This window comes from Paracoccus wurundjeri (assembly GCF_030678915.1).
Lineage (GTDB): Bacteria > Pseudomonadota > Alphaproteobacteria > Rhodobacterales > Rhodobacteraceae > Paracoccus > Paracoccus onubensis_A.
Window position 1 is genome coordinate 15,533 of the sequence record NZ_JAUUTZ010000033.1, and the last position, 16,032, is coordinate 31,564.

Below are 16,032 nucleotides of genomic sequence, written 5' to 3' on the forward strand. Positions count from 1 at the left end.
CGATTACCGCGGCTCGTAAAGGAAACTCAGGAAATCGGCGTGCCGGCCACGCCCGGAACTGTCATGCGCGCAGATCCCGATGAACGCCCCGGTGAAATTGTTGCCGGGACCGTTTCCTGCCTCGTCCGAGATCGCCGACTGATCCAGTTCGACCCCCAGATCCCGCCAGTCGTCGCCCTCCGTGGCATAGCGAAAACGCAACACCGCGCCGTCCACATCGCAGCCCAGCCTGACCGTGCCGGTTTCCGGCAGCGGGATCGGCTGGATCGGGTATTCCACCTGTGCATCGGGCCAGTTGGCCGGGCAGCTATAGACCGTCAGGAGCCGCGCGCCCGCCTCATCGGCGGTAACGGCGAGGTAATGGAACTTGAAGCGGCCATACCACGAGATCAGCCCGGCAAAATGCTGATAGTCACCGGGGGACATATCGATCTTGGTTTCGGCGCGGAAAGCGAAATCCGTCTGCCTGCGGGCGACCAGCGCGTGCTCGAATTGCGAACCCGGCGATTCCCGCCCGAAAAGCCGCAGCGCGCCCGGACGTTCGGACAGAGAGAAAAGTCGTTCGGGCTCGGGTGTGCGCAGCCACTGGAAAGCGGATGACAGCCCACCGGGCGAAAAGTGGCTGAGCACAGGCTCGGGCTCGAAGGGATGTGGCGGCAGATCCGGTGCGGGAACGGTATCAGCAGGGGCGTTGCCGCCATGCGCCAGCCGCGGAAACTCGCCCGACTCCCAGATCAGCTTCTGGATCGCGGTCTCGCGGCCAAGGGGAGAGCGCCGGACGTCATCGGCATGGATATCCTTGCCGTCCACCGGGATGCCGCGCGTCGCGTCCAGCGGACGGGAACAGAGATGCACCATGTAATGCTCGCCGTTCTGCGTCTCGACGATATCGGCATGACCGGCGCGTTGCAAATAAGATTGCGTGCCTCTCGCCGTCAGCAGATGTTTCGCGGGATCGGTCTTGTAAGGGCCGAAAAGATCGCGGGAACGCGCCATGGTCACGGCATGATCGTAACCGGTGCCACCCTCGGCGGTGAGCAGGTAATACCAGCCATCACGGCGATAGAGGTGCGGACCTTCGGTGAATTTGCGGTCGGTGCCACGATAGATATTGCGGATCGGTCCGACGAGACGGCGCTCCACGACCGAATATTCCTGTATCACGATCCCGCCGAACTTGTCGCCACGGGTCCGGTTGTGGTTCCAGATCATGTTGAGCAGGTATTTCCGCCCGTCCTCGTCATGGAAAAGCGAGGGATCGAAACCCGACGAGTTCAGGTAGACCGGATCCGACCAAGGCCCCTCGATGGCGGGGGCGGTCACCAGATAGTTGTGGCTGTCTTTCCACGCTCCGTCGCGGCGCTTTACATCGGTGTAGATCAGCCAGAACACCCCGTCGGACCATGTCAGGCATGGTGCCCAGATGCCGCCGGAATCGGGGTCGCCGCGCATGTCCAGTTGCGATACGCGGTCGAGCGGACGCTTGACCAGCCGCCAGTTCACAAGATCGCGGGAGTGATGGATCTGAACGCCCGGATACCATTCGAAAGTCGATGTAGCGATGTAGTAATCATCACCCACCCGCAGGATCGAGGGATCGGGGTTGAAGCCGGGCAGGATCGGGTTGCGGATCTCTGTCATATGGTCATCCTTTCACGGCACCGCCGGTCAGTCCGGCGACGATGTATTTCTGGGCGGCAAGGAAAAAGACGATCGCGGGAACGATGGTCAGGGTCACGAAGGCCAGCGTGCGGTTCCACTGGGTGACGTATTCGCCCCGGAATTGCATCATGCCGAGCGGCCAGGTAAAGGCCTCGCGCGAGTTCAGTACGACCAGCGGCAGCAGGAAGTTGTTCCAGCTCTGGACGAAGACGAACACACCGACTGTCGCCAGGATCGGCGCGGACAGCGGCAGCGTGAAACGCCAGAAGAAGCGGACATAGCCGCAACCATCGATATAGGCGGCTTCGAACAGCTCCTTGGGCAATTGCTCGAAGAAAGTGCGGAAAAGCAGGATCGCCAGCGACAGGCTGAAGGCGGTCTGCGGCAGGATCACTGCCCACCACGTATCCAGAAGTCCGATATCGCGCACCTTGATGAACAGCGGCAGGATAGCGGTGGCGAAGGGAAACATCAGCCCCAAGAGCAGGTAGGAGAACAGCATGCGCGAGCCGAAGAAGCGGATCTGCGCAAAGACGTAGGCGGCGGCGGAACCGACAATCAGCGTCAGTATGACGGCGGCGGAAGAGATCAGCAGCGAATTGCCGAGATAACGCCAGAATGCCGGGTCCGAGACGATCGAGCCGTAGAATTCGAGGTTCCAGCTTTCGGGCAGCGACAGGGCGCTGGTGCGGATCTCCGCATTGCTCTTGAAACCGCCCAGCACGGTGGCCAGCATCGGCGCCAGAACGAAACTGGCAACAACGCACAGGAATGCCACGCGCAGGATATTGCGGATCAACTGGCCACGGGTCATGCCTGCTTTCCCCTCGTGAAGATGCGCTGATAAAACAGCGCGACGGTGATCGCGGCGATAAACAGGATCACGCCGACCGCGCTGCCAAAGCCGATATTCAGCCGGGTCAGGCCGAAGGTGTAAAGATAGGTGACGATGGTATGGGTCTGGTTCGATGGCCCGCCATTGGTCAGCGGAATGATCACGTCGAACACCTGCAGCGCGCCGATAATGGCGAAGAATGCGCTGACGATGATCGCGGGCTTGATATGCGGGATCTGCACGTAGCGGACGATCTGCAACCGCTTAGCGCCTTCGATCCGGGCCGCTTCGATCTGGTCTTCGGGCACGCTTTGCAGGGCGGCAATATAGATCATCATGTGAAAGCCGAAATATTTCCAGACGATCACCGTCATCACCGCAGCAAAAGCCCATTCCCGATCTGCGAGGATGAAGAAGCTATCGGCCCCGAAAAAGCCGGCAATCGAGGCAGTGATGCCGTAATTGCCGTCGAAGACAAAGCTCCAGATCAGCCCCGCCGCCACCTCGGCAAGGATATAGGGCAGAAAGAAGATGAGCCGGAACACAGCGTTGGTGGGCGTCTTGCGATGGATCAGAAGCGCCAGCAAAAGCGCCAGGGGCATCTGCAGGAACAATGAGACGGCGACGATCTTCAGTGTGTTGCCAACTGCCTTGTGAAAGATCGAATGTCCCGCGATCCGCTCGAAATTCTCCAGCCCGACGAACTCAGTGGGGGTGCCGTAGCCGTTCCAGTTGAAAAAGGAGTAATAGGCAGATTCCCCAAGCGGCAGCATCACGAACAGGCTGAACAGGATCAGCGCGGGCGGCAGCAGGACAAGCGCGGCAGTGACGCGCCCGTTAGAGAGGCTGCGGCGCAGGCGCTCGGACGCCGGAAGGCGCCGGTTGGCAGCGGCGATTGTCATGCCACACTCCGATCTGGCGAGGTAGAAGATGAAAACGGGTTCACGCTCCACTGCGATGGCGGCGCGTGAGCGTCAGTCAGGTATCAGCGAAAATCCCATGCTTCCTGTATCTGGGCCGCCGCATCTTCGGGCGTGGTCGCGCCCTGGGCGAGATCTGCCGAGGCGTCGTTGACGGTTGCGCCAACCGAGGCCCCAAGGAACTGGTCCAGGAAGATCTGGTGATAACTGCTGTTTCCGATATGTTCGGCGACCTTGGCGAAGAATGGGTTTTCCAACGCATCGCCCGCGCCTTTCACGATCGGAATGAACAATTCCTGCCGCCCCCCTTCGCGCTGGTTCTCGGCATTCAGCATGAAGGCCAGGAATTCGACGGCCTCCGGTTCGGCGGAATTCGAGACGGCCCATCCGTTGATCCCGCCAAGCGTGGCAGTTTCACCGCCGGGCGCGACCGGGTCGCTGATCGCGGGAAAGCTGATGATGGCAAGTTGTTCATCCGGCAGTCCCTCGCCGTTGGTGGAGCGTTCGCGCATCGGCAGATAATCCCAGTCCCCCATCAGGTGGAAGGCGCCCTCGCCGTCGGCGAACATGCCGCTGGCGGTTTCGTAGGTCGTGCCCATGAAGCCGGGCTGGAACGGCTCCATCTCGGTCAGCCGCTGGAATTCCTTGCCGGCTTCGATGAATGCCGCGTTCTCGAAACCGCCATCTTCGCCTGCCATCGCCTTTGCCACGGCATCCGGACCGCCTTCGCGCAGGGCCAGGTAGCTCCAGTAGAAATGCAGCGGCCATTTGTCCTGCCCACCCGCGATAATGGGCGTGATCCCGGCATCCCTGAGCGTCTGGACCGCGGCCAGGAAATCTTCCCAGCTTTTGATTGAGCCGATATCGATCCCGGCCTGTTCGGTCAGCGCGGTATTGGTCCAGAACACCACCTCGGTCGGGTATTGCGGCAGGCCGTAAAGCACATCATCGACCGAATAGGCCTGCAATCCCGCTTCGGGCATGGTTTCTGCGAAGCCCTCGGGCAGCAGATCCGAGATCGGCTGCAGGAAACCCGCCTCTGCCTGTTCCATCAGAGTCTGCCCGCCCCAGCTATAGAAGATGTCGGGTCGGGCATCCGATTGCAGCAATGTCGGCAGCTTGGATTTGTAAGCCTCGTTAGCGATGTATTCGAAGCTGATATCGACCCCTTCATGCTCGGCCTCGAAGGCCTGCGCGATCTGTTCGAAATAGGCTTCCTGCTCATCGTTCACCGCGACGCGCAGGACGTTGATCACCGTCTGCGCATTAGCGGCCTGAACACCTGCGGCGCCAATCAGCGCTGCGAATGCCGCAATTGCATGTTTCATGTATTCCTCCCTGATATCGGCTTCCCGGTCAGCACTCTGACTGACGAAGAATCGAGTTTATTGACGAACGTACGTCAAAAAATTCGATCATGCAATGGTGAACTCCACGGCAGCCGGCGAGGAATGTTACGGCAGGTTGTCGCGCAGATAGACCTCGACGCCGATCCGCTGCGCGTCCGGATCGATGGGCGAGCCGTCGATCAGCGCCTGCAGCAGTTCGACCGCAACCCTGATTTCCTGGGCCCGGTCCTGATGGATCACAGCATCAAAACTGCCGTCAAGCAGGGCTTCGCGGGAATAGGCAGTGAGTTCGTGAACCACGACGGACGGCCGCCGCTCGGCTGGCAGCGGGGCGATGGCGCGCGCAACGCCGCGATTGCCGGCACCGAGACTATATATCCCGACCACGTCGGGCGTGCCTGACAGCATATCCGTCAATCGGTCCCCGACGATTTCCTGATCGTCGAAACCTTCCAGCGGGGGAAGAACCTCCTGCTCGGGAAACTCCGATCTCAGCACCTGCTCGAAACCAAGCCGCCTCTCGGCATGGTCCCGCACCAGCATCGACCCCGCCACAAGGGCAATCCGCCCGGGCCGCCAGCGACAGAACCGCCCCAGCAGGCTGGCTGCGGTGCGCCCGGCCTGCACATTGTCGATGCCGACGAAACGCTGCCTTTGCGATGACGGCAGGTCCGATACGAGCGTGACCGCCGCGATACCCTTGCCGCGCAGTTCCGCCAATGCCGCGCGCACGATGGCGGAATCGGTCGCAACCAGCGCCACGCCATCCGTTCCCTGCGGATCAACCCGCCTGAGGGCGTCAGCCAGTGCGGCATCGTCGAAAGCGGGTACATTGGTGACGGAAATCGCGGTGAATTCCCAGGCATCCATCTGCGCGGCGATCTCCTGCTCCAGCCCGCGCATAAAACTGTTCCCGCCGCCCGGCAGGATGAAAAGCAGCCGATAACGCCGCTTCCGCGACAGATTGGCGGCCGCGATATTCCGTTCATAGCCGAGCTGCCTTATAGCCTCGGCAACCCGGTTTTGCGTCACGCTCTTGACGCCCTCACGTCCGTTCAGAACGCGATCCACCGTAGAAAGACTTACTCCGGCGACACGCGCCACATCATGGATGGTTGGTCGGGACATGGGATGCTCGATGCTTGAGGTATTGACTTGCCGCGTTTTGACGATCGTAAATCAAATCTTCGGGAATCAACAAGGTGTAATCAGGAACGGTCAAATTTCCGATTGCTGGCGGTTCATCGGATGATAGCCTCATTCTCGTTCCCGGTGGTAACAAGGCTTGTTCTTGCCAGATGCTGGCAATCGCGTGGATCCGCCCCGCCGATCCGTTTCAGCAGCAATTCCGCCAGAGCCCGCCCGGTGGATACATGCGAGAAATGCGAAGCGTGCACCTTGGTCGCCACATATTTGCCGATACTGGTTCCCGAGCGCAGGGCGAAACCGATTCGTTGGACATCATCACCGATCCGGTCCCGGACACCGGCGCGCGCACCAAGGAATGTCAACTCGTTGGAGCAAACGAAGCCGTCAGCTCCCTGTTCGAGAAGCGGACCGACAGCTGCACGTGCGACATCCGCAGCAAGCACGGAATGGTAGCGCAGGGCGCTATCGGGATCGACCCCATGCTCGCTCAAGGCGCGTTCATAGCCCCGCAGCCTTTGCCGGACATAGGTGTAGCGCGGATCCCCGTCGATCATAGCAACCCGCCTACAACCGTCACGCAGCAGGGCATCGGTGCTTTGCCAGGCCGCAAATTCGTTGTCGATGTCGAACCAGGCATGCTCGGAGAACAGCTCGGTGCGGCCATAGGTGACAAAGGAGAAATCTGCCTCCAGCAGATATTTTACCCGCGCGTCCTGCAATTCGGTGAGATCGAGGATCATCCCATCGGCAAGGCGGCCCCGGACGACCTCCCGGATACGCTCGATCGCCGATCCGTCGCGGGGGGCCGGAACCACCCGGACCGCGTAATCGGTGCCGGCAAGGCATTTGTGAAAACCGTTCAGGATGCCGACGGCGCCGGAATCCCCGATCTCTTCCTCTTCGGCGAAATCCAGGAATGCCATGGCGACCAGCGTCTTGCCGGTGCGCAGCTTGGCGCCCTCCAGGTTACGGACATAGCCGAGCCGGTCGGCGGTTTCGCGGACCTTTCGTACCGTTTCCGGTCCGACCTTGTAACCATCCTTCAATGCACGCGCGACGGTCGTCACCGATACGCCAAGCTCGTTGGCGATGGTTTTCAATGTTACGGGACTGCCGCTTGAGCCGGAACGCTCCATCACCAACCTTTCAAAGCCCTCAATTCTGGTGGCCGGATGGGCAGATCCGCGGGCCTCTGGCGAAGCGCCTTCAGAATCCGCCGCCGGCCGGGAAGCAGGGTCATGCAATTATCGGACCAGATCGTATCGCCGCCGAGGTCCCATGTCACCCAGAATGCTGGATAATCCGTGAAAAACGCGACCTGGGGCGCACCATCAGCCGCGACCCCGGCTTCAACAGTTATTTCCGGGGATCGAAGATCGTATTCCTTCGGCCGCTTCGGCAGGTAATCATTCTCACCACGATGACTCCCGTCAGCATCGCTCCAGTCGAAATGCAGGAATGCATCCTGCCCGAGGCTGTCGGGGGACAGGCGGGCGATCTCGGTCGCTCTATCCGCGGGGCATGGCTGTCTCCATTCGCCGAGCCCCCGCATCTCGCCCGTGATCCGGACCGAGCGGGCCGCGACAGTCAGCGAAGCCGGCTCATTCGTGTCATTGACCGCATAAAGCACGATCTCTCCCGTCTCGGCATCAGGCTGGGCCGTCACCATGACCGGCGCATAAAAGCGACGCGCCATGTAGTTAACCGCCTTCCAAGCACCGCCATATTCAAGGCTGGACCAGCTTGCCACCGGCCATGAGTCGTTAAGCTGCCAATACAGTGCACCCATGCAGCGCGGCTTGGCGGCGCGCCAGCTTTCGATTGCGGTCTTCATCGCCAGGCCCTGCGAGATCTGGCTCAACCAGATCATGTCGTCGAAGGAATCGGGGAACGGAAAGTAACGCGCGATCGTCTCGACGATGCGGCTGTTGCCGCCGGGGTTGCGCTGATGGACATCCATCACCCCGGAGGAAACATTCCGGTCCGCCGCTTCGGTAAAGCTTTCGATCACCCGCGCTGACGGGAAGGACTGAAAGCCGAATTCCGAGCAGAAGCGCGGCCGGACACTCCGGTAATGTTCGAAATCTTTGGCCGAGTGCCAGACATCCCAGAAATGCATGTCGCCGCTAGTGTCGTTATGCCAGCTATCGCCGAAATTCAGCGGCCCGACGGATGGCGAAGAGGGCCACCACGGAATGCCCGGGGCTTCGTCCTCGACGATCTCTTCCAGTGCATGGTTCAGCCGGTCATACATGGCAAGGTAGCGATCCCGGTCGGCCTTGCTTTCCGGGAACCAGCCGATCGCACCGATCAGTTCGTTGTCCCCGCACCAGAGCGCCATGCAGGGATGCACGGACAGGCGGCGGACCTGTTGCCGGGTCTCGTTTCGCACCATGTCGAGCCATTGCCGGTCGGCGGCAGGGTAGAGATTGCAGGCGAACATGAAATCCTGCCAGACCATCAGCCCACGTTCTGAGCACATTTCATAGAAGAAATCCGGCTCGTAGCAGCCGCCGCCCCAGACCCGGATCATGTTCATATTCGTCATCACCGCGCTGTCGAGCAGATCGGCGACGGTTTCCTCCGTCGCGCGGGCGGGCAGAGCGTCGGCTGGGACCCAGTTGGCGCCGCGCATGAATATCTCTCGCCCGTTCACCCGGAAGGCGAAGCGGTTGCCGATGCCGTCGGCATCGCTGAGAAGCTCCACCTCTCGCAGACCGATATGAAGCTTGCGGCTCTGATCCCCAATCCGCAGGTCGACATCGTACATTTCCTGCCCCCCGTGTCCGGCCGGCCACCACAGGCGCGGATTGTCGATCCAGATCGAGATGGTGCTGCGATTCCCGCCCGGCCAAAGCCGGAACCGCTCGACCACGGACTGCCCATCCATGCGGATCACCGCCTCTGTTTCCACCGACCGCGCCACTTCCGTCATCAGGTCGATCTCAATCCGCACGCGGCCGCCCTCGTGAAACTGCCGGAGCAGCACATCATCCAGCCGCAACGCATCGCTGCGCCGCAGGCGAATGCCGCCATGCACCCCGATCGGGCTGAGCGCAATATTCCAGTCCCATCCCGCGTCGCATTGCGGCTTTCGCAGGAAATTGTAATGCGGCAGCCGGTTGTTCCAATGGATATGGGGCACGGGGAAGGGAAAGGCACCGGCCTTGTCCCGCGCGATCCGGGTATTCGACAGGAAGCGGATGACAAGATGGTTGCTGCCCTCGACCACCGCCTCGGTCACGTCGAGGTCATGGCGCAGGAAACGGTTCCCCAGATGACCGATCTCGACCCCGTTCAGGCTCACGATCGCATGGCAATCGACCCCGTCCAGCGTCAGGGTGTGACGGCCATCGTGCAACACACCGAGATCAAAGCTGCGCTCGGCCAGCCATTCGCTTTCATGTATCCAGTCAAGCTCGGCCTCGCGGTCGCGCCAATAGGGATCCGCGATGACACCATGCGCCAGCAGGACGGAATGAATATCGTTCGGGAAGTCCATGGGCAACGAAGGCCCACCCCCTGCGCGAGCCAGCGTCCAGCCCTCGTCGAGCGAAAGATCCGGCAACACGGCTTCCATCTGCATATCCATCGAATGCGATCCTCCTGTTCGCGGGCAGGCGGAAAAGCGACATTTCCGGTCCACGCATATGGCGCTCAAACCCCTGCTCCTTCAGGTCGGGTGGAGCCTTAGGATATAAATAGGTATAACGATAAACCATACAAAAATCGTTACATCTAGCGTTGGTTTGACGTCAATGTAATCTTCGCAATATTTGGTAAGTTACCGCAATCATTCCGGAAAAATTTGTTGGTCGAATGGCAGGTATAAATTAACGTTAAACCTGTGCATTGATTCGATCGAACAGTTCCACAGGGAGGCGACATGTCCAAAAAATTCTTCTTCGCGGCGACGGCGGCGATCTTCGCCCTTGGCGCGGCCCAGGCAAAGGAGGTCGAGGTCACTCATTGGTGGACCTCGGGCGGGGAGGCTGCTGCCGTGGCAGAATTCGCGAAGGCATTCGATGCCACCGGCAACAAATGGGTGGACGGCGCGATCGCCGGATCGGGCAGTACGGCGCGCCCGGTCATGGTCAGCCGCATTACCGGCGGTGATCCGATGGGCGCGACACAGTTTAACCACGGCCAGCAGGCGCAGGAACTGGTCGAAGCCGGCCTGATGCGTTCGTTGGAAAATGTCGCCTCCGAAGACGGCTGGCGGGATATCGTGCATCCTTCCTCGATCCTCGAAAGCTGCGAGATCGACGGGGAGATCTACTGTGTTCCCGTGAATATCCATTCGCAGCTTTGGCTTTGGCTTTCCAACGATGCGTTCGAGAAGGCCGGGATCGAAGTGCCGACGGACTGGAACGCGTTTGTCGAGTCCGCACCGGCCTTGCGCGAGGCCGGCATTCAGCCGCTGGTCATCGGGCAGCAACCCTGGCAGGCGTCGCTTGTGCTTCAGAATGTCGCCGCCGCTATCGCGGGACCCGAGATCTATGCCAGGGTCTTCAACGAAAAGGATGTCGAGGCGGTAAACGGCCCCGAGATGGAGAAGGCGTTCGCCGCATTGGAAACGGCCCGCGAACTCGCGTCCGGTTCGAATGTCCAGGAATGGAACCAGGCGACGACCATGGTGATCAATGGCGAAGCCGGCGGGCAGGTGATGGGCGATTGGGCGCAAGGTGAATTTGCCGTGGCCGAAAAGGTCGCCGGTGAGGATTACACCTGCCTGCCGGGTCTTGGCCTTGCGGATATCGTATCGACCGGCGGCGACGCGTTCTATTTCCCCGCCGTCGACGATCCGGAAATGACCGCCGCGCAAGAGGAACTGGCCCGGGTCATGATCTCGCCCGAGGCGCAGGTCGCGTTCAACCTCAAGAAAGGCTCCATGCCGGTTCGCGGCGATGTCGATCTCGAGACGGCGAATGACTGCATGCGCAAGGGTTTGGACATCCTTGCCAACGGAACGGTCGTGGACGGGATGGACCAGGTCCTGTCGGCGGATGCGGGTAACCAGTTGGCCGATCTCATGATCCAGTTCTTCAATCAGCCGGAGATGTCGGTGGATGACGTGAAGGAAGGCCTGATCAGCATTCTCGAATACGACAGCTGAAGCCCTGCAATCGCGCGGGCGGTTCGGACCGTCCCCGCCCTGCCCCGGAATGTCACGGCCAAGATGACTGGCCCGATATAACCTTCACGCCAAATTCGGGAACGTATTCATGGCCAAAGCGAACGGCTCCGGACGTCCATCCCGGCTTTTCCGGAATCTCAACGCAAAGATCGCCGCGATTCCGATGATCCTTACGGCCATGGTGGTCTTTGTCGGCTTCTCGCTGTGGACGGTGGTCTATTCCTTCACCAAGTCCGGCCTTCTGCCGCGTCGCGATTTCATCGGGCTGACACAATACGAGCGGTTGTGGAGCAACGCCAAATGGCTGATTTCCATCCAGAACCTTGTCATTTTCGGCGCCTGTATGCTGATCTTTTCCTTCGTGATCGGGTTCGTGCTGGCTTGCCTGCTGGATCAGAAAGTCCGCTTTGAAGGCGTGTTCCGGACGGTTCTGCTCTATCCTTTCGCGCTCAGCTTTGTCGTCACCGGTGTCGTCTGGCAATGGATCCTGAATCCCGATTTCGGCTTTCAGTCGATCGTCAGGGCGACTGGCTGGGAAAGCTTCACCTTTGATCCGCTCAACAATGGCAAGATCGTCATGTTAGGCGTCGTGATCGCCGCGCTTTGGCAAGGCACCGGCTTCGTGATGGTCCTGCTGCTTGCAGGGCTGCGGGGCGTCGACGACGAGATCTGGAAGGCGACCAGGATCGATGGTGTGCCCGCCTGGAAGACCTATCTTTTCGTCGTCGTCCCCATGCTGCGCCCGGTCTTTATCACCGCGCTGGTCATCGTCACGGCTGGTATCGTCAAGGTTTATGACCTCGTGGTCGCCCAGACCAATGGCGGGCCGGGAATCTCGTCCGAGGTGCCTGCGAAATATGTCTATGACCAGATGTTCCTGAACCAGAATCTCGGTCAGGGCTTCGCCGCCTCGACAATGATGCTGGTGACGGTGGCGATCATCATCATTCCCTGGGCCTATCTGGAATTCGGAGGCAGGAAGCGTGGCTGATATCGCATTCGACGGCCCGCGTGGGTCAAAACCGCGTCACCGGCTTTCGGGCCGCAATATCATGATCTATGGCACGCTGATCGTCGTGGCGCTGTATTACCTTATACCGCTTTACGTCATGGTCATGACTTCCTTGAAGGGGCTGCCGGAAATCCGGGTCGGAAACATCTTCTCGCCCCCGGTCGAGGCGACATTCGAGCCTTGGGTCAAGGCGTGGTCGCAAGCCTGCACCGGCCTGAACTGCGAGGGGCTGCAGCGCGGTTTCTGGAACTCGGTGCGCATCACCGTCCCTTCGGTCTTCCTGTCGATCCTGATCGCGTCGATCAATGGTTATGCGCTTGCGAACTGGAGGTTCAGGGGGGCCGAGTTCTTCTTTGCCATCCTGATGATAGGCGCTTTCATCCCCTATCAGGTGATGATCTATCCGATGGTCATTTTGCTGCGCGAACTCGGACTTTACGGTTCCCTGACCGGTCTTGTCCTTGTCCATACAGTGTTCGGCATGCCGATCCTGACATTGCTGTTCCGCAACTATTTCGCGACCCTGCCGGAAGAACTGTTCAAGGCGGCGCGCGTCGATGGCACCGGGTTCTGGGGCATCTATTTCCGGATCATGCTGCCGTTGTCACTGCCGATCTTCGTTGTCGCCGTGATCCTGCAAGTCACTGGAATCTGGAATGATTTCTTGTTCGGCGTCGTCTACACGAAACCCGAATACTATCCGATGACGGTGCAGCTCAACAACATCGTCAACACCACCACAGGCGTCAGGGAATACAATGTGAACATGGCCGCGACCATTCTGACCGGCCTTGTCCCGCTTCTCATCTATTTCGTCTCAGGGCGGCTTTTTGTCCGCGGCATCGCCGCTGGTGCCGTGAAAGGATAAGTCATGCTGGATCAAACGCCGAATACATCCGAAACATCCCTGTCCATCAAGGGCCTACAACTTTCCTTTGGCGCCGTTCAGGTCCTGAAGGATGTCAACATGGAGATCCGGCAGGGCGAGTTCATCGTGCTGCTGGGCGGCTCCGGCTCGGGCAAGTCAACCATCCTCAACTGCATTGCCGGGCTGCTGGATGTCTCGGACGGGCAAATATTCATCAACGGTCGAAACGTCACCTGGGATGAGCCCAAGGATCGCGGCATCGGCATGGTGTTTCAATCCTATGCCCTTTATCCGCAGATGAGCGTGCGCGGCAATCTTGCTTTCGGCCTCAAGAACGCGCGGCTGCCCCGGAATGAGATCGCGAAGCGCATCGACCGGGCCGCCGGGATTCTGCAGATCGAGGACTATCTTGACCGCAAACCTGCGGCGCTGTCCGGCGGGCAGCGTCAGCGCGTCGCCATCGGGCGGGCCTTGGTGCGCGATGTTGACCTGTTCCTGTTCGACGAGCCGCTGTCCAATCTGGACGCCAAGCTGCGGGCGGAATTGCGGGTCGAGATCAAACGGCTGCATGAAACCCTTGACAACACGATGGTCTATGTCACCCATGACCAGATCGAGGCGATGACGCTGGCCGACCGGATCGCCCTGCTGCGCGAGGGCGTGATCCAGCAATTCGCCAGCCCGGATGAAATCTACAGAAAGCCGGTCAATCTCTATGTCGCCGGCTTCATCGGCTCTCCGTCGATGAATTTCATCTCCGGCGAGATCTCGGGTGGACAGTTCCGGTTCAATGGCCGCGCGACCAGCCTTGACGGATATGACGGCACCCCGCGAGACGGTGCTGCAATCCTTGGCGTCCGGCCCGAACATACCGATTTTCGCATCGATGGCCCGGAGTCCGGCATCGCGGCCACTGTCGAACTTCAGGAGCATATGGGCGCGGAAAGCGTGATCTACCTGCGGCTGGACGGTCAGCGCTTCGCACTGCGTACCCCGGACGACACCCACTATCCCGACGGCACCAGCCTGAACCTGTCCTTCGATATCGCCCGCGCATCGCTTTTCGATCCGCAAAGTGAACTTCGACTCTGAACCCAAGGAACGACGAATGCCTGTTCTGTCATATCAGCTTTATTCTTCCCGCAATTTTGCCGGGCTCGAGCAGACTTGCGCGATGCTGGCCCGGTTTGGCTATGAGGCGGTCGAGCCATTCGGCGGGCTTTTTGGCGACCCCGACGCACTTGTGCGGGCGGTCGAGGCGAATGGCCTGCATGCGCCGAGCGCGCATATCAACCTGGCCGATCTGGAAAGCGATCCGGCGCGTTTCGTCGATCTGGCAGGGCGGCTTGGCGTGCGGACCTATTACGCGCCTTTCATCCAGCCCGATCAGCGTCCCGGTGACGCCACCGGCTGGCATGATTTTGGCGCCCGCCTTAACCGCGCCGGAGCGCCGCTGCGCGAGGCCGGTCTTGGCTTTGGCTGGCATAACCATGATTTCGAGTTCAAGACGGAACCGGACGGCACCATTCCCATGCAGGCCATTCTTGATGGCGGTCCCGATCTTGAATGGGAAGCCGATATCGCCTGGATCACCCGTGGCGGCGCAGATCCTTTCGAATGGCTGGAAAGACACGCGCAACGGATTACCGCCGCGCATGTCAAGGATATCGCCTCCCAAGGCGAGAAACTTGACGAGGATGGATGGGCCGATCCGGGTTCCGGAACGCTGGACTGGGCCGCGCTTTACAAGGCATTGACGAATACAAGGGCGCAAATTTTCGTGATGGAGCATGACAATCCTTCCGATGACGCGCGTTTCGCCAAGGCCGGCGCAGCACTGCACGCCGGGCTGGGTGCATGACATGGACGATCTGAACATTGGCATCATGGGTGCGGGAACCATCTCGAAAACCTATTTCGAACTGTCCCCGCTGTTCAAAGGCATCCGGATCACGGCTGTTGCCGATCTGAACGCTGACGCGGCGGCGAAGGCAGGAGGGGAATGGCAGGTCAAAGCCCTTGCGCCCGAAGAGATGCTGGTCGATCCCGGAATCGACATCGTCGTCAACCTGACCGTTCCCGCCGCACATTTCGATGTTTCGAAAGCGGCGTTGCAGGCAGGCAAGCATGTCTATTCCGAAAAGCCCTTCGTCCTGTCGGTCGGGGAAGGCCGGAAGCTGGCAGAGATCGCCGCTGCGAAGGACCTTCGCGTCGGCTCGGCCCCCGACACCTTCCTTGGCGGCTCGCATCAGCAGGCACGGGCGCTGATCGACGCGGGAGAGATCGGCCAGGTGCACAGCGCCACCGCTCATGTCATGTCGCCCGGAATGGAGCATTGGCATCCGAACCCGGATTTCTTCTTTTTGCCGGGCGGCGGCCCGATTCTGGATCTGGGGCCCTATTACATCGCCAACTTCGTCAACCTGCTGGGGCCGGTCGCAAGGGTGACGGCACTTGCCGGCAAGGCCAGCGAGGAACGGATCATTACCTCCCAGCCCCGCGCCGGGGAACGGATTCCGGTCAGGACCCCCACGACGATCCATGCATTGCTTCAGTTCGTATCGGGGGCAATGGTGACATTGGGCGCATCGTGGGATGTGCATGGTCACAGGCACGGCAATATGGAGATCTATGGCAGCGAAGGCAGCCTGATCCTTACCGATCCCAATTTCTTCGGCGGCGGGCTCGAGATCGCCCGGCGTGGCGGGACTCTGACGGCCGTCGAGCCGTGGGATCATCCGTTCGGCCTCCCAAACCAGCCCCACGAGCAGGGCGACAGGGCGAATTACCGCACTGCCGGGCTGGCCGACATGGCGCGGGCCATACTCGATGGCGGGGACTTCCTGTGCGACCAGTCGCGGGCATTGCATGTGATCGATGTGATGACCTCGATCCTTCGGGCGGGTGAGACCGGCGAATGGATAACGCTGGCAACGACATGCCGCCGTCCTGATGCGATGGGGCCGGATGCCGCCCGGGCGCTGCTGCACTGATCCATGGATACGAAAGTGCAATTTGCGGCGGCTAACATCACCTTTGTCCATCAATACCAGCAACTGCATCTTTCAGGAGTTCAAGCCCAGTACTGGTTTGGACCGCG

General features: G+C 60.4%; 13 protein-coding genes. 6 read left to right on the forward strand and 7 right to left on the reverse strand.

The genetic code is table 11. The annotated features are described in order from the left end of the window. Positions 1-3 precede the first annotated feature (3 nt). The 7 genes from Q0601_RS21855 to Q0601_RS21885 all read right to left on the reverse strand — a co-directional run bounded on the left by Q0601_RS21855 (position 4) and on the right by Q0601_RS21885 (position 9,507). Positions 4-1,641, reverse strand: coding sequence for a glycoside hydrolase family 43 protein (locus Q0601_RS21855; RefSeq protein WP_305292081.1), 1,638 nt, complete (start codon positions 1,639-1,641; stop codon positions 4-6). 4 nt (positions 1,642-1,645) lie between these two features. Beyond that, positions 1,646-2,476 carry a carbohydrate ABC transporter permease gene (locus Q0601_RS21860; protein WP_305292083.1) on the reverse strand — a complete coding sequence of 277 codons (831 nt, stop codon included), beginning with the start codon at positions 2,474-2,476 and terminating at the stop codon, positions 1,646-1,648. Continuing rightward, the gene (locus Q0601_RS21865; protein ID WP_305292084.1) at positions 2,473-3,399 is read right to left on the reverse strand and encodes a carbohydrate ABC transporter permease; all 927 of its coding nucleotides are present in this window, start codon (positions 3,397-3,399) and stop codon (positions 2,473-2,475) included. The genes Q0601_RS21860 and Q0601_RS21865 overlap by 4 nt, the downstream gene beginning before the upstream one ends. A gap of 83 nt (positions 3,400-3,482) precedes the next feature. Further along, positions 3,483-4,745 carry an ABC transporter substrate-binding protein gene (locus Q0601_RS21870; protein WP_305292085.1) on the reverse strand — a complete coding sequence of 421 codons (1,263 nt, stop codon included), beginning with the start codon at positions 4,743-4,745 and terminating at the stop codon, positions 3,483-3,485. Positions 4,746-4,871: 126 nt separating this feature from the next. Beyond that, positions 4,872-5,894 carry a LacI family DNA-binding transcriptional regulator gene (locus Q0601_RS21875; protein ID WP_305292086.1) on the reverse strand — a complete coding sequence of 341 codons (1,023 nt, stop codon included), beginning with the start codon at positions 5,892-5,894 and terminating at the stop codon, positions 4,872-4,874. A 113-nt stretch (positions 5,895-6,007) separates the two neighbouring features. Further along, the gene (locus Q0601_RS21880; RefSeq protein WP_305292087.1) at positions 6,008-7,051 is read right to left on the reverse strand and encodes a LacI family DNA-binding transcriptional regulator; all 1,044 of its coding nucleotides are present in this window, start codon (positions 7,049-7,051) and stop codon (positions 6,008-6,010) included. Beyond that, positions 7,051-9,507 carry a beta-mannosidase gene (locus Q0601_RS21885; protein WP_305292088.1) on the reverse strand — a complete coding sequence of 819 codons (2,457 nt, stop codon included), beginning with the start codon at positions 9,505-9,507 and terminating at the stop codon, positions 7,051-7,053. Before Q0601_RS21885 ends, Q0601_RS21880 begins: the two co-directional genes overlap by 1 nt. A 294-nt stretch (positions 9,508-9,801) precedes the next feature. On the opposite strand from Q0601_RS21885, the gene Q0601_RS21890 reads away from it, so the two are divergent. From Q0601_RS21890 to Q0601_RS21915, 6 genes are all read left to right on the forward strand, one after another. Further along, positions 9,802-11,031, forward strand: coding sequence for an ABC transporter substrate-binding protein (locus tag Q0601_RS21890; RefSeq protein ID WP_305292089.1), 1,230 nt, complete (start codon positions 9,802-9,804; stop codon positions 11,029-11,031). A gap of 109 nt (positions 11,032-11,140) precedes the next feature. Continuing rightward, positions 11,141-12,043, forward strand: a complete 903-nt coding sequence (locus Q0601_RS21895) for a carbohydrate ABC transporter permease (protein ID WP_305292090.1) — start codon at positions 11,141-11,143, stop codon at positions 12,041-12,043. Beyond that, positions 12,036-12,932 carry a carbohydrate ABC transporter permease gene (locus tag Q0601_RS21900; RefSeq protein WP_370656163.1) on the forward strand — a complete coding sequence of 299 codons (897 nt, stop codon included), beginning with the start codon at positions 12,036-12,038 and terminating at the stop codon, positions 12,930-12,932. The genes Q0601_RS21895 and Q0601_RS21900 overlap by 8 nt, the downstream gene beginning before the upstream one ends. Positions 12,933-12,935: 3 nt before the next feature. After that, entirely contained in the window at positions 12,936-14,024 is a 1,089-nt protein-coding gene (locus Q0601_RS21905) for an ABC transporter ATP-binding protein (RefSeq protein ID WP_305292091.1), read from the forward strand. Between the two features lie 16 nt (positions 14,025-14,040). After that, the gene (locus Q0601_RS21910; protein ID WP_305292092.1) at positions 14,041-14,793 is read left to right on the forward strand and encodes a sugar phosphate isomerase/epimerase family protein; all 753 of its coding nucleotides are present in this window, start codon (positions 14,041-14,043) and stop codon (positions 14,791-14,793) included. A gap of 1 nt (position 14,794) precedes the next feature. Further along, positions 14,795-15,925 carry a Gfo/Idh/MocA family protein gene (locus tag Q0601_RS21915; RefSeq protein ID WP_305292093.1) on the forward strand — a complete coding sequence of 377 codons (1,131 nt, stop codon included), beginning with the start codon at positions 14,795-14,797 and terminating at the stop codon, positions 15,923-15,925. Positions 15,926-16,032: the final 107 nt, after the last annotated feature.